General features: G+C 67.1%; 16 protein-coding genes. 11 read left to right on the forward strand and 5 right to left on the reverse strand.

Annotated elements, in window-relative coordinates; all coding sequences use genetic code 11:
• Window positions 1-369: 369 nt before the first annotated feature.
• On the forward strand, window positions 370-1,746 hold the full coding sequence (locus MLJ35_RS13870; protein WP_243384836.1) for a M20/M25/M40 family metallo-hydrolase: 1,377 nt from the start codon (window positions 370-372) through the stop codon (window positions 1,744-1,746).
• A gap of 215 nt (window positions 1,747-1,961) precedes the next feature.
• The gene (locus tag MLJ35_RS13875) at window positions 1,962-3,308 is read left to right on the forward strand and encodes a Fic family protein (protein ID WP_243384837.1); all 1,347 of its coding nucleotides are present in this window, start codon (window positions 1,962-1,964) and stop codon (window positions 3,306-3,308) included.
• A 54-nt stretch (window positions 3,309-3,362) separates the two neighbouring features.
• Here the strand turns inward: MLJ35_RS13875 and MLJ35_RS13880 are convergent, their stop codons facing one another.
• Window positions 3,363-4,151 carry an SDR family oxidoreductase gene (locus MLJ35_RS13880; RefSeq protein WP_243384838.1) on the reverse strand — a complete coding sequence of 263 codons (789 nt, stop codon included), beginning with the start codon at window positions 4,149-4,151 and terminating at the stop codon, window positions 3,363-3,365.
• Window positions 4,152-4,251: 100 nt separating this feature from the next.
• Between MLJ35_RS13880 and MLJ35_RS13885 the strand changes: the two genes are divergently transcribed.
• Genes MLJ35_RS13885 through MLJ35_RS13905 form a run of 5 tightly spaced genes read left to right on the forward strand, consistent with a single transcriptional unit; the run spans window position 4,252 to window position 8,472 of the window.
• Window positions 4,252-5,133, forward strand: a complete 882-nt coding sequence (locus MLJ35_RS13885; protein ID WP_275976557.1) for an SPFH domain-containing protein — start codon at window positions 4,252-4,254, stop codon at window positions 5,131-5,133.
• 6 nt (window positions 5,134-5,139) lie between these two features.
• On the forward strand, window positions 5,140-5,319 hold the full coding sequence (locus tag MLJ35_RS13890; RefSeq protein WP_243323885.1) for a type II toxin-antitoxin system antitoxin: 180 nt from the start codon (window positions 5,140-5,142) through the stop codon (window positions 5,317-5,319).
• Window positions 5,316-6,062, forward strand: coding sequence for an ABC transporter ATP-binding protein (locus MLJ35_RS13895; protein WP_243384840.1), 747 nt, complete (start codon window positions 5,316-5,318; stop codon window positions 6,060-6,062). The genes MLJ35_RS13890 and MLJ35_RS13895 overlap by 4 nt, the downstream gene beginning before the upstream one ends.
• Window positions 6,059-7,666, forward strand: coding sequence for a hypothetical protein (locus tag MLJ35_RS13900; RefSeq protein ID WP_243384841.1), 1,608 nt, complete (start codon window positions 6,059-6,061; stop codon window positions 7,664-7,666). The genes MLJ35_RS13895 and MLJ35_RS13900 overlap by 4 nt, the downstream gene beginning before the upstream one ends.
• Window positions 7,663-8,472: a hypothetical protein gene (locus MLJ35_RS13905; protein ID WP_243384842.1), complete on the forward strand. Its 810-nt coding sequence runs from the start codon at window positions 7,663-7,665 to the stop codon at window positions 8,470-8,472. The genes MLJ35_RS13900 and MLJ35_RS13905 overlap by 4 nt, the downstream gene beginning before the upstream one ends.
• A 45-nt stretch (window positions 8,473-8,517) precedes the next feature.
• Here the strand turns inward: MLJ35_RS13905 and MLJ35_RS13910 are convergent, their stop codons facing one another.
• Window positions 8,518-9,867, reverse strand: a complete 1,350-nt coding sequence (locus MLJ35_RS13910) for an outer membrane protein assembly factor BamB family protein (RefSeq protein ID WP_243384843.1) — start codon at window positions 9,865-9,867, stop codon at window positions 8,518-8,520.
• Window positions 9,868-10,125: 258 nt separating this feature from the next.
• Here MLJ35_RS13910 and MLJ35_RS13915 point away from each other — a divergent pair, with 258 nt between their 5' ends.
• From MLJ35_RS13915 to MLJ35_RS13925, 3 genes are all read left to right on the forward strand, one after another.
• The gene (locus MLJ35_RS13915) at window positions 10,126-11,286 is read left to right on the forward strand and encodes a sensor histidine kinase (RefSeq protein ID WP_243384844.1); all 1,161 of its coding nucleotides are present in this window, start codon (window positions 10,126-10,128) and stop codon (window positions 11,284-11,286) included.
• A 92-nt stretch (window positions 11,287-11,378) separates the two neighbouring features.
• Window positions 11,379-12,701: a serine/threonine-protein kinase gene (locus MLJ35_RS13920; RefSeq protein ID WP_243384845.1), complete on the forward strand. Its 1,323-nt coding sequence runs from the start codon at window positions 11,379-11,381 to the stop codon at window positions 12,699-12,701.
• Window positions 12,702-13,051: 350 nt separating this feature from the next.
• A complete protein-coding gene (locus MLJ35_RS13925) occupies window positions 13,052-14,386 on the forward strand; it encodes a serine/threonine-protein kinase (RefSeq protein WP_243384846.1) in 1,335 nt (444 codons plus the stop codon).
• Between the two features lie 245 nt (window positions 14,387-14,631).
• On the opposite strand, the gene lpdA is transcribed toward MLJ35_RS13925, so the two are convergent.
• From lpdA to MLJ35_RS13940, 3 genes are all read right to left on the reverse strand, one after another.
• Complete coding sequence (gene lpdA / locus MLJ35_RS13930; RefSeq protein WP_243384847.1) at window positions 14,632-16,035, reverse strand: dihydrolipoyl dehydrogenase; 1,404 nt, start codon at window positions 16,033-16,035, stop codon at window positions 14,632-14,634.
• A gap of 117 nt (window positions 16,036-16,152) precedes the next feature.
• Window positions 16,153-16,530, reverse strand: coding sequence for a VOC family protein (locus MLJ35_RS13935; RefSeq protein ID WP_243384848.1), 378 nt, complete (start codon window positions 16,528-16,530; stop codon window positions 16,153-16,155).
• 45 nt (window positions 16,531-16,575) lie between these two features.
• Window positions 16,576-17,727 (reverse strand): acyl-CoA desaturase, encoded by a 1,152-nt coding sequence (locus MLJ35_RS13940; protein WP_243384849.1) that lies wholly within the window; start codon window positions 17,725-17,727, stop codon window positions 16,576-16,578.
• A gap of 88 nt (window positions 17,728-17,815) precedes the next feature.
• Between MLJ35_RS13940 and MLJ35_RS13945 the strand changes: the two genes are divergently transcribed.
• Complete coding sequence (locus MLJ35_RS13945; protein ID WP_243323852.1) at window positions 17,816-19,120, forward strand: dicarboxylate/amino acid:cation symporter; 1,305 nt, start codon at window positions 17,816-17,818, stop codon at window positions 19,118-19,120.
• The last annotated feature ends 108 nt before the right edge of the window (window positions 19,121-19,228 follow it).

Here is a 19,228-nt window from a genome sequence, read left to right on the forward strand (position 1 = left end):
TCCTGTCCCAATGCAGCATGGGCTCCATGGGGGGTGGGCCGGGCCCCCCCCCCCGCGGGCCCGCCGCGCCGGGCCCCCCACGGGGGGGGGGGGGGGCGGCGCGCCCGGGGGGGGCGGCCGCCCCCCCCCCCCCCCCCCTATGACTTCCGGCAAAGCCGGAAGCGGCCCTCGGCCGGCCCATGCGGGACCCATCCCAGGCGCCATCGGTGAAATCACTGAAATCGGTGGCTAGAGAAGTCTTTTGGCTTGAATCGGTGGCAAAAAGCCCGCCCATTGGATCGCGCCACATCCCCCATCGTCTACCCCTAGATCCCTTAATAGACAAGACTTCCGGTTGTGGGATGATGATTGACCCTTTCCGGAGCGTCTATGAATCCGTCCCTTCTCACCCGTGAAGCCCTGGGGCAGTTCGCCAGCGCGAGCCGTTCGGCCTTCGAAGCGGAGCTGAAGACCCTGGTGGAGATCCCCTCCATCAGCGCCGACCCGGCCCGGCAGGGCGACGTGCGGCGCGTGGCCGAGGCCGCGCGGGCGCTCTTCGAGCGGCACGGGGGCAAGGCCGAGATCCTGGAGACCAGCGGCAACCCGCTCATCCACGGATGGTTCGGGGAGGATCCGAGCTGCTCGACCATCACGGTCTACAACCACATGGACGTCCAGCCCGCCAACGAGCCCGAGTGGACGGCGGAGCCCTTCACCTTCGTGGTGGACGGCGACACCTACCGGGGCCGGGGCAGCACGGACGACAAGGGCCCGGCGGTGACGGCCTTCTTCGGCGCCCTGGCGGCCCGCAAGGCAGGCGTGCCCCTCAACATCCACTTCCTGTGGGAGACCGAGGAGGAGATCGGCTCGCCCAGCTTCGAGGGCGGCCTGAACCGCCACAGGGACCGCCTCAAGACCGACGCCATCGTGGTGAGCGACACGGTCTGGATCACCCGCGGCAAGCCCAGCACGCCCGCCGGGCTGCGCGGCCTCAAGGGCTTCCGCCTCACGCTGGAGACGGCGGACCACGACCTGCACAGCGGCGTGGTGGGCGGCGCGGCGCGCAATCCCCTGGCCGAGCTCATCAAGGTGGTCGCCGCCATGATGGACGGCGAGACCGGCAAGGTGAAGATCCCCGGCTTCTACGACGAGGTGGTGAAGCCCTCCAAGCAGGAGCTGGAGGAGTGGGCCCACGCGGGCTTCAGCGTGGAGACCTTCAAGAAGGACCACATGATCACCGGCATGCGCACGGAGGATCCCATCAAGGTCATGAAGCGCGTGTGGGGCCGGCCCACCATGGAGGTCCACGGCGTCGTGGGCGGCTACACGGGCCCCGGCATCAAGAGCGCCGTGCCGCCCCGGGCCGAGGTGAAGCTCTCCTGCCGCCTGGTGCCGGACATGGACGAGCACACCACCATCGAGCGCATCCGCGCCTTCGTGAACGAGCACTTCCCCGACGTGCAGTTCCACGAAGAGCACGGCCTCGCCCCCTTCAAGGGCCACGTCACCGGCCCCTACGCCGAGGCCATCAAGGATGCCTACCGCTTCGCCTTCGACGCCCCCTGCTCCTTCACCCGCGAGGGCGGCAGCATCGGCGCCGTGAAGACCATGGAGGACATCCTGGGCTGCGAGGTGTTCTTCCTGGGCCTCAGCCTCCCCAGCCACGGCTACCACGCCCCCAACGAGAACTACGACTGGGAGCAGGCCTCGGGCGGCATCGCCGCCTTCGCCCACTACTTCGAGACCGTGAGCTCGTTCAAGGGGTGAGGGCTGTTCCCTGCGAAAATCGCCGGCCGATGGCCGGCGATTTTTGTTGAATAAGGCCCTGCATCAGCGACCACCGATGGACCGTCCCCGGACGTTTGTTTGATGTGTCAATTTGCTACTAATTGGTTTCAGTTTTAGTTTTTCATGGACACTCACCTCGTCCCGCTCTAACCTACTAACGAATTCCTAATTGGATTATCAATTAGTAGGTACCCATGAAACTCCCTCACCCTCCTCCAGATCTATCCAGCCTCCTTTCAATCATTGGACCTGGAGATATCCAGAAGATCCTTGAGCTCCAGCCGGGCCCCCTGGTCAAGGACGTCTACCTCCACTGGGAGGAATTGAGGCATCGGGATCCCCCGGAGGGTCTGAACCACGAGCTTTGGTGGCTGGGTGTCAAGTGGGCTCGGCAGGCCCTCCTGAAGCCCCTGCCGCTGCTGGACAAGAAAGGGCGTCCCTTCTTCTTCGGCGTCCCCGAGCCTGTCCAGATCGACCTGCACCACATCGACCAGGATGCGGCCGGCGAGATCAAGTCCGCCACCGAGACCGCCACCCCCGCCACCCGGGACAGGTACCTCCTCAAATCGGTCATCGAGGAGGCCATCACCTCGAGCCAGTTGGAAGGGGCTTCGACCACCCGGAGGGTGGCCGCCGAGATGCTCCGATCCGGCAGGGCTCCGAAGGATCGAAGCGAGCAGATGATCTTCAACAACTTCCTGGCCATGCGCGCCATCCAGGGCTTCAGGAACGAGCCCATGACCCCGGCGCGGCTGCTGGAGATCCACCGCCTGGTGTCCGAGCGCACCCTGGACGACCCCCGGGACGTGGGAAGGCTGCGCCAGTCGAACGACATCCACGTGGTGGATAACGACGACGGCACCATCCTCCACCAGCCGCCCGACCACCATGAGCTGCCGGAACGCCTGGAGCGGCTCTGCGCCTTCGCCAACGCTGGAGAGGATCAGCGCCCCTTCGTGCATCCGGTCCTTCGGGCCATCCTGCTGCACTTCATGATCGGGTACGATCACCCCTTCGCGGACGGGAATGGAAGGACCGCCCGGGCGCTCTTCTACTGGTCCATGCTCCGGAGCGGGTACTGGCTGGCCGAGTTCATCTCCATCTCGCACATCCTCCGCAAGGCGCCGGCCCAGTATGGGCGGGCCTACCTCTTCACCGAAACCGACGGCGGGGACACCACCTACTTCCTGATCCACCAGCTGGCCACCATGCGGAAAGCCATCCAGAGCCTCCACGACTACCTGGCAAGGAAGGCTAAAGAACAGCGGGGTATGGAGCGCCTGCTGGCAGAGTCCCCCGCGCTGCGCATCAGGCTCAACCACCGCCAGAAGACCCTGCTCACCCATGCGCTGAAACACCCCGGCGCGGGCTACCGCATCGAGGACCACCAGAAGGCGCACGGCATCGTCTACCAGACCGCCCGGACCGACCTATTGCAGCTGGCAGAACTCAGCCTCCTCGAGAAGATCAAGGACGGGCGTGCGTTCCTCTTCGTCGCCCCCGATGACTTGGCGATCCGGATGTCCCGCCTCGAACCATAAATCGTTCAAGGCTGTTGCCTGCGAAAATCGCCGGCCAAAGGCCGGCGATTTTCGTCAGAACGTCCCCTGCACCAGCCCCCCATCCACCAGCAGGCTCTGGCCGGTGACGTAGCTCGCGGGGGTTCCGCAGAGGAAGGCGATGACGGCGCCGACCTCGCCGGGGTCGCCAATGCGGGCGGCGGGAATGGCGGCGGCGGTGCGGGCGAAGTACTCGTCCATGGAGATGCCCTCGGCGGCGGAGCGCACCTCGGCCAGGTGGGTCTGGCGGTCGGTCATCACGTGACCCGGCAGGACGGCGTTCACCGTGATCCCGTCCGCGGCGGTCTCCTGGGCCAGGGTGCGGGTGAGGCCGGAGAGGCCGGCCCGGAGCGTCGAGCTGATGGTGAGCAGGGGCGTGGGCTGCTTGGCCACCAGGCTGGTGATGTGGACGATGCGCCCCCACCGGGCCGCCCGCATGCCGGGCAGCACGAGCCGCGAGAGGCGCACCACGTTCATGAGCGTGGAGTCCACCCCGGCGGCCCAGTCGTCATCGGAAAGCCCCGAGAACCCGGCCGCCTTGGGCCCGCCTGTGTTGGTCACGAGGATCTGCACGGGCCCCAGGGCCACGGCCGTGGCCTGGTGCCAACGGGCCAGGTCCTCGGCCTTGGCCACATCCGCGACCAGGGCCAGGGCGGGCACGCCCAGGGCCTCCAGCTCGGCCTTCACCGCCGCCAGGGACTCGCCGCCCCGGCCGCAGACCGACACGGCGCAGCCCTCGGCCGCCAAGGCCAGGGCCGCGGCCCGCCCCAGCCCCTTGCTGCCGGCCGCCACCATCGCCACCTTGCCGTGAATGCCCAGATCCATGGCCGCCCCCCGCCCCCAGCATAGGCGATCCACCCCCGGGTGGGTCCCGGGGCCCGAGGGGACTTGACGCGACATCAAAGTGATATCACATTGATTGCCCATGGAGGTTCCCGTGCTCAAGGAACGCACCGCATTCGCCCTTCCCGGACTGCCCGTCCTGCTCCTGGCCCTGCTGGCCATTCTCGGGGCGGGCGGCCTCACCATCCACGCCGCCGTCATCGAAGAGCCCTCCCGTCTGGTCTTCACCGTGCCGGTGATCGTCCTGGGCCTCTTCACCCTGACGGGGCTCTTCGTGGTGAATCCCAACGAGGCCGTGGCGCTGCAGCTCTTCGGCGACTACCGCGGCACCGTGCGCCAGGAGGGCATGGCCTGGGCCAACCCCTTCCTCAGCAAGCGGAAGATCAGCACCAAGGTCCGCAGCTTCGAGAGCCAGCGCCTGAAGGTGAACGACCAGGACGGCAACCCCGTGGAGATCGCCGCCATCATCGTGTGGCGCGTGGTGGACACCGCCGAGGCCCTCTTCGAGGTGGAGGACTGCGAGAAATACGTGACGGTGCAGAGCGAGGCGGCCCTGCGGGCCCTGGCCTCCCACTTCCCCTACGACGCCCACGAAGCGGGCCAGCTCTCCCTGCGCGGCAGCACGGACGAGGTGGCCGCCAAGCTCAAGCTCGAGCTCCAGCGCGTGCTGGCCCAGGCTGGCGTGGAGGTGCAGGGCGCCCGCATCAGCCACCTGGCCTACGCCCCCGAGATCGCCCAGGCCATGCTGCAGCGCCAGCAGGCCAGCGCCATCATCGCCGCCCGCCAGAAGATCGTGGAGGGCGCCGTGGGCATGGTGGAGATGGCCCTGGAGATGCTGGCCGAGAAGGGCACGGTGCAGCTCGACGAGGAGCGCAAGGCGGCCATGGTCTCCAACCTCCTGGTGGTGCTCTGCAGCGAGCGCGCCGCCAACCCCGTCGTGAACGCGGGCACTCTGTACCATTAGGGTTCCATGGCCGAGCGCAAGCCCTTCCTCCTCCGCACCGACCCGGCGCTGCTGGAAGCCCTCCAGCGCTGGGCCGACGAGGAGCTGCGCAGCCTCAACGGCCAGATCGAGTACCTGCTGCGCCAGGCCCTCCAGCGCGAGGGCCGGCTCAAGCCCCCACCTGTGAAACGGAAGCCACCCGAATGACCCCCGCCCTGCACCTGGAAGCCCTCACCAAACAGTTCGGCGAAAAGGTCGCCGTGGACCGCCTCGACCTCGCCCTGGAGCCCGGCGCCTTCCTGGGCCTGCTGGGCCGCAACGGCGCCGGGAAGAGCACGACGCTGAAGATGGTCACGGGCCTGCTGAAGCCCACGTCGGGCCGCATCCGCGTGCTGGGCCTGGATCTCGAGGCCGATCCCCTGGCCGTGAAGCGCCAGATCGGCGCCATGCCCGAGGACATGGCCCTGCTGGACATGCTCACGGGCCCCCAGTACCTGCGCTTCGTGGGGCGGATGTACGGCCTGCCGGACGCGCTCATCGACGGCCGCCGGGAGGAGCTGTTCGACGCCCTGGACCTGGATCCCGGCCCCAAGACGCTCATCGCGGACTACAGCTTCGGCATGAAGAAGAAGGTGGCCCTCTGCGCCGCGCTCATCCACGGGCCCCAGGTCGTGTTCCTCGACGAGCCCTTCGAGGGCATCGACCCCGTCACCAGCCGCACCATCAAGGACATCCTCCAGAGCCTGCAGCAGCGCGGCGTGACGCTGGTGCTCACCAGCCACATCCTCGAGGTGGTGGAGAAGCTCTGCCCCCTCATCGCCATCCTGGACGAGGGACGGCTCAAGGGCTTCGGCCCCCTGGACGAGCTGCGCCGCGGCGGCGAGAGCCTGGAGCAGCTCTTCGTGGGGCTCGTGGGCGGCGGGCAGAAGGGGGCGCTCTCGTGGTTGTGAGCCCCTTCCGCGCCCTGCTGGCCTCCCACGGGCAGGCCACCTGGAACCGTTCGGCCCGGGAGCTGGGCCGGCAGGGGGCCTGGATCCTGGCCCTGGTGGTGGGGATCCTCGCCGCCTTCGCGGCCCTGGGCCTGATCCTGGGCGGCGGGGCCCTGGGCTGGCTGCTGGGCGGCCGCCTGGACCGGCCCGTGGCTGTGACGATCCTCGGCGCCGTGCTGGCCTTCTTCGGCTTCGGGGGCGGCCTCATCGGCGGCGTGCTGGGCGGCGCCCGCGAGCTGGCCTGGGAGGCCTACCGGGGCTTCCCCCTGCGCCTGCGCACCCTCTACCTCGCCGAACTGACGGCAGGCCTGGTGGACATGCTGCCGCTGACGATGGGCCTGGCCCTGACCGGGCTGCTGCTGGGCATCGGCCTGGCCGCACCCCGCACCCTGCTCCTGGTGCCCCTCGTCCTGCTCGAGACGCTGCTGATGATGCTGGCCCTCCAGCTCCTCGTGGGCGGCCTGGCCTCGGCCCTGGTCAAGCGCCTCCGGGTGGCCCTCACGGCGCTGGCCGTCCTGGCGTGGCTGGGCTCCACCCTGATGTCCCCGGGCCTGTCGAAGCGCGGACCGGGTGTCGCCGCCAGGCCTGCGGCCCGTCCCCTCCAGGCCGCTCAGGTCGAGAAGGTCCAGGCCCTGGGCCGGGGCGCGGCCCGGGTGCTGGGTGCCCTGCCGACCGATGCCGCCGCCCGGAGCCTGGCCCAGGCGCGGGCGGGCCACTGGGGCGCGGCCCTGGCCCTGCACCTCTACCCGCTGGCCCTGCTGGCCCTGGTGATGGGGCTGGGCGCCCGGATCATGGCGCGGGAGGCCAGCGGAACCGCCGCCGCCCCGCGGACCCGCGGGCCCCACCGGCTGTGGAGCTTCCGACACCCCGCGGAGGGCCTCGGGCGGCTCCACTTCCAGACGATCATGCGCAGCCACCTGGGCCGCTTCGCCTTCCTCATGCCCCTCATGACCGTGGTGCTGCTGAAGGGCCCCTTCGCCCAGTTCAAGGCCAACCCACTCTGGACCGTGCCCGCGGCCTTCGCCTACCTGTCCCTGGTGGCGAACAACTTCGTGTTCAACCAGTTCGGCCTGGACCGGCACGGCGTGAAGGGCCTGCTGCTCCTGCCCGTGGGGCCGGAGGACCTGCTCAAGGGGAAGCTGCTGGGCCTGGCCGCCCACCAGGGGCTCCAGGCCCTGGTCCTCGCCGGCCTGCTGATGCTGCTGGACCACGCGGGCCCCATCCCCCTCCTGGGCGGCATCCTGCTCATGGGCTGCATCTTCCTGGCCCAGACCGCCGTGGGGCAGTGGACCTCCACCTGGGCGCCGCGGCCCATGGCCATGGACAGCCTCAAGAACAACAGCATGCCCCTCGCCCTGGGCCTGCTGAGCATGGGCACCTCGGCCGTCTGGGCCGGCCTCTTCGGCGGCGCCTACGCGCTGCTGGCCTGGATCTCGCCGCGGCTGCTGGTGCCGGGCATGGCGCTGCTCTTCGGGCTGGTGCTCACGGCCCACCTGCTCCTGCTGCCCGCCGCGGCCGCGGCCCTGGACCGCCGCCGGGAGAAGCTGGTGGAGGCCCTCGGATGAACCCCGAGGCGCTGCGCCTCGCCGCGGAGCTGGGGGGATCGCTGTTATCTGCCCCCGGGGGCGGCAGCCTGGTGCTCGTGGAGCGCATCCAGGCCCACGGCCTGCCCCAGGCGCTGGTGCTGGGGCGGACGGCGGAGGACCTGCGCGAGCCCCTGGAAGCCGCCGACGCCGTCCAGGCCCGGGGCCTGCCCTTAAACCTGCTGGGCCTCGTGCCCGCGCCCGGAAGCGACCTGGCCGCCGCCCTGGACCTGCACCACCGCCGCCTCGGCGCCCTGGTCTGCGCCCTGGACGCGGGCCTGCCCTGGCTGGACGGCAAGCCCATGCTGGTGCGTCGCCTGCCGGGCCGCATCGCGCGCGGCCTTCCCGTGGCCCTGGAGAAAGCGCCCATGGGCCCCCTGGAGAAGGCGGAGCTGAAGGGCTTCCTGGCGGACTGGGACAAGGATCGCCGCAAGATGACCTTCCGCCGGCCCGAGTGGCGGGAGGCGCCTGATCACGAGCAGCACGGCGGCTTCGAGACGGACCTCTGGCCCGGCGTGCCCCTGCCCGAAGGCGCGGAGCTGCGGGTGCCGCCCCTGGTGCTGCCCGAGGCCACCGCCCTCACCAACGCCCTGCGCACGGCCCTGCGGGCGGCCACGGGCCAGCCCGTCCCTTTCCTGCCCCTGCCCGGCGACCCCGCGCCCCTCCACGCCCTGCGCGCGCTCACGCCCGAGGCCACGGCCTTCCGCGGGCCGGCCCGAGCCTGGGAGCTCGCCTTCGAAGGCCTCTCCCGCCTGCCCGCGCCGCCGCACTTCTGCGCGCGCTGCTGAACGGGGCGCCAGGGCTTCCTGGCCCCAGCGCCCCTTCCCGGTGGTTCAGCGGCCTTCCACCTGGAGCGTGTAGGCCTCGCCGGTGCCCTTGACCACGGTCACCAGCTGGTCCCCGAGGTCCTTCACGTTCCTGAGCTCGCCGGGGAGGCGCCGCTCCTGCACGACTTTACCCTGCTTCACGTCCAGCACCTGGAGCACCGTCTCCTTCTTCGCCTTGTCCCAGGAGCCCACCACGGCGCGGCCCTGGAGCACCACCGGGTCCATGAACCGGCCCCAGGGACCGCTGAGGAAGCCCATCTGGAAGTCGCCGGCCGCCGGGATGGCCGCCTCCGCCTTGCCGGTGGCCAGGTCCACCACATGGATGCGGTTGTCCTTGTCCAGGTGGACCGCCTTCCCGTCCACCACCACGGGCCAGGCGGTGCCCTTCTCCTTGAACTCCCACAGCTTCTTCCCGCTGGCCAGGTCCAGGCAGGTCAGGCGGCTGCCGCCGAAGGAGCCCCACTCGAGGCCCACCACGCGGCCGTCGGCCAGGCCCAGCACGCTGGGGCCGCCGATGTCGAAGGTCCACCGGCTATTCCCCGTGGCGGGGTCGAAGGCGTACAGGGTGCCGCCGGACATGCTGTTCTGGGACCGGTAGTGGCCGGAGGACATCAGCAGAGTGTCCCCCGCCAGCTTGAAGAACCACTGGTTGTCGTTGCGGGTCGAGGCCTTCCACACCTGCTTGCCGGTGGCCAGGTCCAGGCCGTAGCAGGCCGCCACGCCGCCGATCAGCACCAGGTTCTTGGCCACCACGGGCTGGTTCTCCACGCCGTCCTCGGCTTCGAAGGACCAGCGCAGCTTCCCGTCCTTGCGGTCGTAGGCGTAGAGCTTCCCCGTGCGCCCCCGGAAGAGGCTGCCCCCGGAGGTGCCGACCAGCACCAGGTCGCCGGCCACCACCGGATTCCGGAACCCGCGCCGCACCACCACCACGTTGCCGTGGCCGAACGTGCCTTCCCCTTCCTTCTCGATCGGCACCTTCCACAGGGCCTGGCCCGTCTGGGCGTCCAGGCAGCTCAGCTCGTATTTGGCGTTGATGAGGAAGAGCAGGCCGCCCTCCTCCGCCACCGGCAGGTCCGCGGGCACCGACCAGACCTCGCGGCCGTCCGCCAGGGCCCGGCGCTTCACATCGCCGCCGTAGCGCACATAGACCGCCTCCTTGCCCAGGGCGAAGAACGGCGCGGCCCCGGTCTCCTTGAAGGACCACAGCGGCTTGTCGGCCAGGGCCGGGGCAGGTGTCGGGGTTGACGCCGGGGTTGACGCCGGGGCCGGCGCTGGGGTTGTCGCCGGGGCCTGGGCGAGGAGGCACGGCGCCCCCAGGAGGGCGGCGAGCGCCGGGATGCAGAGCGAGCGGGACATGGGAACCTCGAGAGGGCGGGCCTCGGAAGCGGCGCCGGATGGAAAAAGCTGGGCTGGGATCCGGATAGGCTACCTTCAGATCCCCGAAATGCCAACCCGATGCCTGGGTTCCGCAGGCCGGGCCACGCCATGCCTTCGGGGCCCGGCCGCTCAGATACGATGCCGGTTTTATATGAAGGCACCCCTTAGAAAAATGAGTATATTTACCTCAACTAGGTCGTTTCGAACCAATCTTCCAGCCAGAAGGGGAGGAGGGCCATGGTACTCGCCAAGCGGTTGCCGGCCCGGCCCACCCGGTCCACCTGGTTCGCGCCGGCCCGGCGCGCGCCCTTGCGCACGCTCCAGAGGGAGGCCGAGGCCTGTCTGGAGAATCCGGTCGCGCAATTCCTCGTCGCCTCGCTGGACGGCCTGGTGCTCCTCCTGGACCGGCACCGGCAGGTGCTGGCGGTCAACGCCCCGGTGCAGGCCCTGGTGGGGGCTTCCGCCGAGGCCCTCCTGGGCCGCCGCCCCGGCGAGGTCTTCGGGTGCGTCCACGCGGAGGAAGGCCCGGGGGGCTGCGGCACCAGCCGGGCCTGCGCCCACTGCGGCGCGGTGCTGGCCATCCTGGAGGGCCAGCGCACCGGACGCCCGGCCCGCTCCGAATGCCTCCTCATGCTCCGCAGCGGCGACACCACCCAGTGCGCCGAGTTCGAGATCGCCGTCAATCCCCTGCGCGTGGGCCGCCACGAGCTGCAGGCCGTCCTCCTCCACGACGTGAGCCCCACCAAGCGGCGGGACGCGCTGGAGCGCCTCTTCTTCCACGACATCGCCAACCTCATGCAGGGCATCCGCGGCTGGACGGACCTGCTGTGCGCCGGGGACGCCAGCACCCCCCAGGTGGCCGACAAGCTCGCGCGCCTCACGAGCCTCCTGGACCGCGAGCTCCACAGCTACCGCGCCATGGTCCAGGCCGAGCACGGCAACCTGCGCCCCAGCCTGCGCGAGGTCCTGCCCCTGGAGATCCTCCAGGACGTGCGGGACCTGCTGGCCCGCCACGCCGTCGGCGGGAGCCGGCCCGTCCTCCTCCGCGCCGCCCCGGCCGGGCCCATCCGCACCGACCCCGAGCTGCTCTCCCGGGTGATGCTCAACCTGGCCCTCAACGCCGCCGAGGCCATCCGCCCCGGCGAGCCCGTCACCCTCTCCGTCCATCCCGTGGGCGACCGGATGCGGTTCCTGGTGCACAACCCCGGCGAGATCCCCAAGGACATCCGCAGCCAGATCTTCCTCCGCTCCTTCAGCACCAAGGGCGGCAGCGGCCGGGGCCTGGGCACCTACGCCGTGAAGCTCTTCGGGGAGAAGGTGCTGGGCGGCAAGGTGGGCTTCACCACCGGCCCGGCCGGCACCACCTTCTGGATCGACCTGGACCCCCTCCCGGCTTAAGCGGTCCCTGAGCGATCCCCGGACGACCTCCGGACGACCCCCGGGCGGGGCCGGGACGGTAAGGTAGGGGAAACCTCCCCGTCGAGACCCCCATGCCCGACCGCATCGGCAAGTTCGAGATCCTCCGCACCCTGGGCCAGGGAGCCATGGGCGAGGTGTTCCTGGCGCGGGACACCACGCTGGGGCGCGAGGTGGCCCTCAAGACCATCCGGCCCCAGGCGGACGCCGAGGCCCTGGGCGACCTGAAGGCCCGCTTCGCGCGGGAGGCCCAGTCCGCCGCCGGGCTGCACCACCCGAATGTGGTGACCATCTACGAGTTCGGCGAGGCGGACGGCCTGCTCTACTTCGCCATGGAGGTGGTGGAGGGCCCCAGCCTGGAGAGCCTCCTGCGCCGCCAGGCCCTGGCGCCCCGGGCCTTCCTGGAGGCCATGGCCCAGGTCTGCGACGGCCTCCAGGCCGCCCACCAGAAGGGCATCGTCCACCGCGACATCAAGCCCGCCAACATCATGATCGCCCGCGAAGGCGAGCGGCCCGTGGCCAAGATCCTGGACTTCGGCGTGGCGAAGTCGCTGGGCCAGGAGGCCACCCAGACGGGCATGGTGGTGGGCACCCTGGCCTACATGGCCCCCGAGTACCTGAGCCGGGGCCAGGCCACGCCCTCCGCCGACCTCTTCGCCGTGGGCGTCATCCTCTACGAGGGCCTGGCGGGGCACCGCCCCTTCCAGGGCGACACCAACGGCTCGCTCATCTACTGCATCCTCCACGAGCCCACCCCCGACCTGGACCTCGAGTCCCTCGACGGCCTGAACCCCGCCCTGCGGGACCTGGTGACCCGGGCCCTGGCCAAGGATCCCCTGGCGCGTTTCGGTTCGGCGAAGGAGCTGGGCGAGGCCCTGCGCGCCGCCCTGGACCCCGCCTGGCGGCCGCAAGATCAACCAACGGTGGCCCTGCCCCACCCCGCGAAGACCACCGCCAAGACCGGGCCCCGGCGCCGCTGGGCCTGGGCCCTGGGGCTGGCGGGCCTGCTGGCCGCGGGCGGCGCCGCCTGGTGGGCCCTGCGCCCGGCCCCGCCGAGGAACGCCGCCCTGGACGACGCCGCCCTCAAGGGGGCCGAGGCCCTGGTGGACAGCGACCCCCTCAGCGCCCTGCGCGTCATCCGGGGCGTGCTGGCCCAGGCCCCGCCCGGCCAGCCCGTGGACCCCGACGCCCTGGCCCTCCTGCTGGTGGTCCAGTACCGCGCCAAGGACCTGGAAGGCTTTCTCGCCACCCTCAAGGACGCCGAGGCCCGCCACGTTCCCGCCGCCGACCTCCTCCAGAACCGCCGCTACAAAGCCATGCTCACCCAGGACCGCAAGGCCGGGCGGCTGCCGGCGGAGCTGAGGGCGCGGCTACTGAAGGGGGAGTACGGGGGGTGAGACTGGTTGGGGTGGAACTACCGTTCAGGGTAGAAATTCGACCGTTCGGCTGATTCACTTGGGCATACAGGATGAGTGTGTCTTCATGGGAGTGACCCAAGGACCTTCTATCCGTCGACGGTTCAGGTCGCACCTCTTTTCGCCTGTTTCAACATGCTCATTTATCTCGCCACCCTTTATTTAATGAGTAGCTACATTCCTATAGCCGCTAATTAGCCAATCGTTACCCTTTCTTTTACTCTTACCAACCAAGTTCCAGCTACACGTCAGACTCTTCGTTATTCAGGCCCTTGCTCATACTCAGTCGATAAAGCTTTATTTCGTAAAATCACTAATATAAGGAAGATTTTATGAGTACAGTCGCTAAAAAACCAGAACGTTATCATTTCGAAGCAAAACCACATGGGTCAGGAGGTTTTGGGAAAATCATTAAAGGGCACGATAACGATCTTGAGCGAGATATTGCAATCAAAGTTTTAAGCGATGAAAAGGGGATTTTCTCCGCATCTTCTATTGAAAGATTTAGACGTGAAGCTAGAATTCTTGCAAAATTATCGCATCCAAATATTCCAGCCATATATGATGTAGTTCTCAATGATGATGCGAAGAATTTTTTAATCATCTTTCAATTTGTTGGTGGTCAAAATCTTCGACAAATTATTGATTCTGAAGGCAAATGTAGACTTCCTGAAGTTCGTGTTTGGTTCCACCAACTCGCATCAGCTATTGAATATGCTCACTCGATGGGCGTTATCCATAGAGATATTAAACCAGAAAATGTTATTATATCACAAGATCGCGAGAATGCTTGTCTCGTAGATTTTGGGATTGCATTATCATCGGAAGATTCGAAAAAATTGACTGATTATGGTTATGCTATTGGAACTCCGGGCTACATGTCGCCTGAGCAACTTGCAGGCAAGGAAATAGATTCAAAAACTGATCTTTATTCTTTAGGTGTCACCTTGTACGAAGCGCTTGCGGGTAAGGCGATCCCCGTAGGCGATTATGAGGAATTATCTACAGTTGATGAATCAATCCCGCCACAAATTGATGAGCTCATTCAAGAATGTCTTGCACCGGCCGAACGAAGGGTTCCCTCAGCTAAAGCCTTTAGTACACGTCTTGCGACTTCACTTCGAGTCACTCGTTCACTTTCTGAAGTTCTAGCGCATGGTCGCTTACATGAGGTTGCAGGTGCCATTGAACAATTAGATGCAGATGATTTTTCACGTCTACCAAAAGGCCAACGAGCACTCATTCTATTGAAGTGTGAGGATGTTGTCGATTCAGGCGAGGAAAGCCTGAGATCAGCAGGAATTAGTTTCCTTGATACCCTTCTACGCATTGGAATTCATCTTTCAAAAGAAGATTATCGAAAAATTGTCAAGCCATCTATTGATTGGGCATACGAACAATCCTCGTTTGGGAGACAAGGTAATAGTACACTTCAACTAGCGCTCGAGCGGGCTGCTGGGGATGCAAGACCTGATTCTCATTCCGTTCTCGCTGAAGAGTTTATTCAGTTTATAAAAGATAAAAAATTAGAAAGTAAACCCAATTGGTACCTTCAAGTTTTGCGAAATTTTCTCAACTCCCTGCTCGCTAATCAAATTTGTGATACCTACGTTACCGAACTCAGCGGAATAATGAGAGAAGTCAATCGAATTCAAAGGGCTCGCTAATTCCATTAAATAGTTGAAAATTAGAGCATTGTTGCTGGCACCTAAACTTCCGGTTAATTTGGATATCATCTGCAATGCCTCCCGCTCTTTCGATTTCTCGCTTTCTCGGCCCGGTTTATCGTACCCCTACGTGCGTGGCTGGCTAGCTCCACTCAGTAATATTAAAAAATCTAGCCTACATACCAAAAATCGCCCATTCGGGCGATTTTTGGTATGCCCGCGCCCCAACCGGGCGCGATCCCACACTACATATTCAACGCCCGCCCATACACCGCCCGCGCCGCCTCGGGGAACACTTCGTTCAGGCTGGGGTGGGGATACATCGTGTTGATGAGCTCGTCCACGGTGAACTCGCCGCCCATGAGGGCCACGCTGGAGGCGACGAGCTCGGTGGCCTTGGGGCCGAGGATGTGGATGCCGAGGATCTCGCCGTACTTCTTGTCGGCCACGATCTTGATGAAGCCGTGGGGCTCGCCCACGATGTTGGCCTTGGCCATGGGGGCGAAGGGGAAGGTGCCCACCTGCACGTCGTAGCCCTTGGCCTTGGCGGCCTTCTCGTGGAGGCCGATGGTGCCCACCTCAGGATCGCAGTAGGTGCAGGCGGGGAAGCGGTCGTAGCGCACGGGGTGGGGATGCACGTCCTTGCCCAGGCTCTGGGCGGCGTGCTCGGCGGCCACGATGCCCTCGTCGCTGGCCACGTGGGCCAGCCAGGGGGTGCGCACGATGTCGCCGATGGCGTAGAGGCCGGGCTCGCCGGTCTGCATGAACTTGTCGATGACGACGCAGCCGCGGTCCACCTGGGCCTTGGTGGCCTCCAGGCCGATGCCCTCCACCATGGGCGCGCGGCCCACGGCCACCAGCAGGTGGCTGCCCACCACCTCGCCGGGGGTCTCGCCTTCGAGGAAGCACACCACGCCGTCCTCCCGCTTCTCGATGCGGGTGATCTTGGTCTTGGTGCGCACGTCCATCTTGTAGGTCTTCTTGAAGATCTTGGCCAGCTCGAGGCCGATCTCCTCGTCCTCCAGGGGCAGGATGGTGTCCATGAACTCCACCAGGGTGACCTTGGAGCCCAGGCGGCTGAAGACAGACGCGAACTCCACGCCGATGGCGCCGGCGCCCAGGATGACCAGATGGCTCGGCAGCTCCGTGAGATCCAGGATGTGGTCGCTGTTGAGCACCCGGACGCCATCGGTCTCCAGGCCGGGGATGGGCTTGGGGGCCGAGCCCGTGGCCAGGATGATGCGCTTGGCCTCGTGCACTTCGCCCGCCACATCCACGCGCCCGCCGCCCAGCAGCTTGCCGAAGCCCTTGAGCACGGTCACCTTGTTCTTCTTCATGAGGAACTCGATGCCCTTGGCGTTCTTCAGGACGATGCGGCCCTTGCGCTTGACGATGGTGGCGAGGTTGGCCTTCAGGCTCTTGGCGTCCACGCCGTCGATGCCGTAGTCGTCGGCCACCTGCATCTGCTCGAAGCGGTGGGCGCTCTCCAGCCAGGTCTTGGCGGGGATGCAGCCGCGGTGGAGGCAGGTGCCCCCCAGGCCCGCATCCTTCTCCACCAGGGCCGTGGCCAGGCCCAGCTGGGCGCCGCGGATGGCGGCGATGTAGCCGCCGGGGCCGGAGCCGATGACGAGGAGGTCGAAGGAAGCCATGGATGCTCCAAAGAACGAAGGTTCATGATCCCACAGCTGCCGGTCCGGCGGTCTGCGCCGAGATGGCGCCGAGGTGGCGCCGAGGTGGCGCCGGGGCGGCCCCTGACTGGATCGGGGCTATTTCAGCGAGTGGAATCCGATCAGGTTGCCCTCGGTGTCCAGGGCCAGGGTGATGAAGCCGTAGGGCCCGATGGACATCTTGGACCGGTGGATGCGGCCTCCGTGGGCCGCCACCCGGGACTCCTCCACGGCGCAGTCCTCGCAGGCGAAGTAGACCAGGGTGCCGCTCCCCCCGCAGGGCACGCCCTCCAGGTGCACCAGGGCCCCGCCGCAGCCGGGCTTCTCGGGATCCCCCCCGAAGGTCCACATCTCGATGCCGGGGGCCTCCAGGCGCGTCAGCTCGGTGGACAGCACGCCCTCGTAGAAGGCCTTGGCCCGGGGCATGTCCTTGACGTAGATCTCAAACCAGCAAGCGGCATTGGCATGGCCTCGCATGGTCCCTCCAGGGTCAGGCCTATATCAAGTCAGGTGTATCCCAGGTCAGGCGTACACCAGGGCGGACCGCACTTCCAGGCGGGCGGCCTTCCACTCGGCCCAGGCGGCCCGCAGCTCGGCGCGGTGCAGGGCCAGGGCGGCCTTCCGCTCGGCCTTGGCCTCGCGCCAGGCTTCAGCCTTCGCAAGGCCCTTGGCCCGCCACTCGGCCTTCTTCGCCTGCCAGGCCTCGTGCCGGTCATGCAGGGCGGCCAGGGCGGCGTCCAGCTTCTGGTGGGCGGCGGCCAGGCGGTCGCGCATGGGGTGGGCGCTGCCGGGGCTGGCCAGGGCCAGGCGCTCGCGCAGGCGCTTCTCCTCCATGTGGAGGCGGGCCCGGGTCATGGCGGCGGCGGACACGCGGCGGAACTGGCCCACGAGGCCGAACCAGCCCAGGACGTTCAGCAGCCACTTGGTGGTGTCCCACTGGTACCAGAGGGCGCCGTTGCGGTAGTCCCACTGCCAGAGGTGGTGGAAGTTGTGGTAGCCCTCGCCGTAGGTGAGGGGGGCCAGGATCCAGTTGTCGCGGGCGGTGTTGGCGTCCGTGTAGGGCCGGCTGCCGAACATGTGGGCGGCGCTGTTGATGAAGAAGGTGGTGTGGTGCGTCACCACGATGCGCAGCGCCACGCCGAAGACCAGGTGGCCCAGGAGGTTGCCCGTGGCCAGGCCGATCACGAGGGGGATGGTGGTCACCACGGCGCCGATGAGGAAGTGGTGCCGGTGCTGCCAGCGCACGAGCGGATCCTTCTCCAGGTCGGCCACGCCGGCGATGGGCAGGCCCTTGGCCTCCATCACCCAGGTCCAGTGGGCGTACCAGAAGCCCTTGCCGATCTGGTAGGGGTCCTTCTCGGTGTCCACGTGCTGGTGGTGCACCCGGTGGTCGCTGGCCCACTTGAGGGCCGAGTTCTCGAAGGCGGCGGCGCCGAAGCAGAGGAAGAGGAAGCGCACGGGCCAGGAGGCCTTGTAGGCCCGGTGGCTGAAGAGCCGGTGGTAGCCGCCGCTGATGGCGGTGCCCACGGCGGTGATCATGGCCAGGAACACCAGCCCTTCGCTCCACCGCAGGCCCGAGGTGGCCAGCCGCCAGGGCACCAGCACCAGGGCCAGGGCCAGGGTGCCCGTGAGGAAGAGCGTGTTGAGCAGGTTCCAGCGCTTGGATGGGTTCATTCCATAGACTCCAAAATGAAGCTCAATTCTACCGGAGGACTGTCACAGGAACCCCATGCCAAACTGGCTTTTCCCCCATGAGGTTTCTGTGACCGTCAAACGACCCTGGTACCGCTCCAGCACCTTCTGGATCTTCATGGGCCTGATCCTGGGCGTGATCCTGGGCGGCTCCCTGCCCCAGGACCAGTACCCCTGGGCCTACGACACCTTCCGCTTCCTCTCCAAGGCCTTCATCAGCCTCATCAAGGGCCTCATCGTCCCGCTGCTGATCTCCACCATCATCGTGGGCATCGCCCAGACCGGGGACATCCGGGCCGTGGGCCGCATGGGCGCCAAGGCCCTCCTCTATTTCGAGGTCATCACCACCCTGGCCCTCTTCATCGGCCTCTTCGTGGCCAATTGGCTGCAGCCCGGGGCCCACCTGCCCATGGACATGGGCGCCCACACGGCCGTGGCCGCCGCGAAGGCCAAGACGGGCTGGGAGATCGCCCTCCACATGTTCCCGTCGAACCTCATCCAGCACGCGGCAGACGGGGACATCCTGCCGGTGGTGATCTTCGCGACGATCTTCGGCATCGCCCTCACCAAGGTGGGCGAGCGGGGACAGCCCGTGCTGGCCTTCTTCGACGGCGTGGCCCAGACCATGTTCAAGTACACGGACTTCGTCATGACCCTCACGCCCCTGGGCGTCTTTGGTGCCATGGCCTACAACGTGAGCCACATGGCCGCCGGCCACACGGTGAACGGCACCCTCATCAAGGGCTGGCCCGCCGTCTTCCACCTGCTCAAGCAGTACAGCCTGCTGGTGGGCAGCCTCTACCTGGCCCTCACGCTGCTGTTCGTGCTGGTCTTCGCGCCGGTGGCCTGGATGGCGGGCGTGCGCATCCTGGGCTTCGTGAAGGCCATCAAGGATCCGGCGCTCACGGCCTTCAGCACCGCCAGCAGCGAGGCGGCCCTGCCCAAGCTGCTCGAGGAGGTGGTGCGCTTCGGCGTGCCGCGCCAGGTGGCCAGCTTCGTCATCCCCACGGGCTACAGCTTCAACCTGGACGGCTCCACCCTCTACCTGGTGCTGGCCAGCCTCACCATCGCCCAGGCGGCGGGCATCCACATGAGCCTGGGCCAGCAGCTGCTCATGGTCTTCACCTTCATGCTCACCAGCAAGGGCGTGGCGGGCGTGCCGAGGGCGACCCTGGTGATCATCGCCGGCACCTGTGGCAGCTTCGGCCTGCCGGGCGAGGCGGGCATCGCCATGCTGCTGGCGGTGGACGAGATCATGGACATGGCCCGCACCACGGTGAACGTCATCGGCAACGGCCTGGCCAGCGTGGTGGTGGCCCGGTGGGAGGGCGTCTTCGGCACGGACCCGGAGCTGCTGCCGGACCAGGAGGCCTGATCATCGTCTACCGGGAGTAGGCGCCCGATTCCTTGTCTTGAAAGCCTTTCGCCGGTACCCTGGTGGATTCCCAATGCGGCGCTGCATCAGGATCCGACCGGGGGTTCC

Source organism: Geothrix alkalitolerans, assembly GCF_022808885.1.
GTDB classification, from domain to species: Bacteria; Acidobacteriota; Holophagae; order Holophagales; family Holophagaceae; genus Geothrix; species Geothrix alkalitolerans.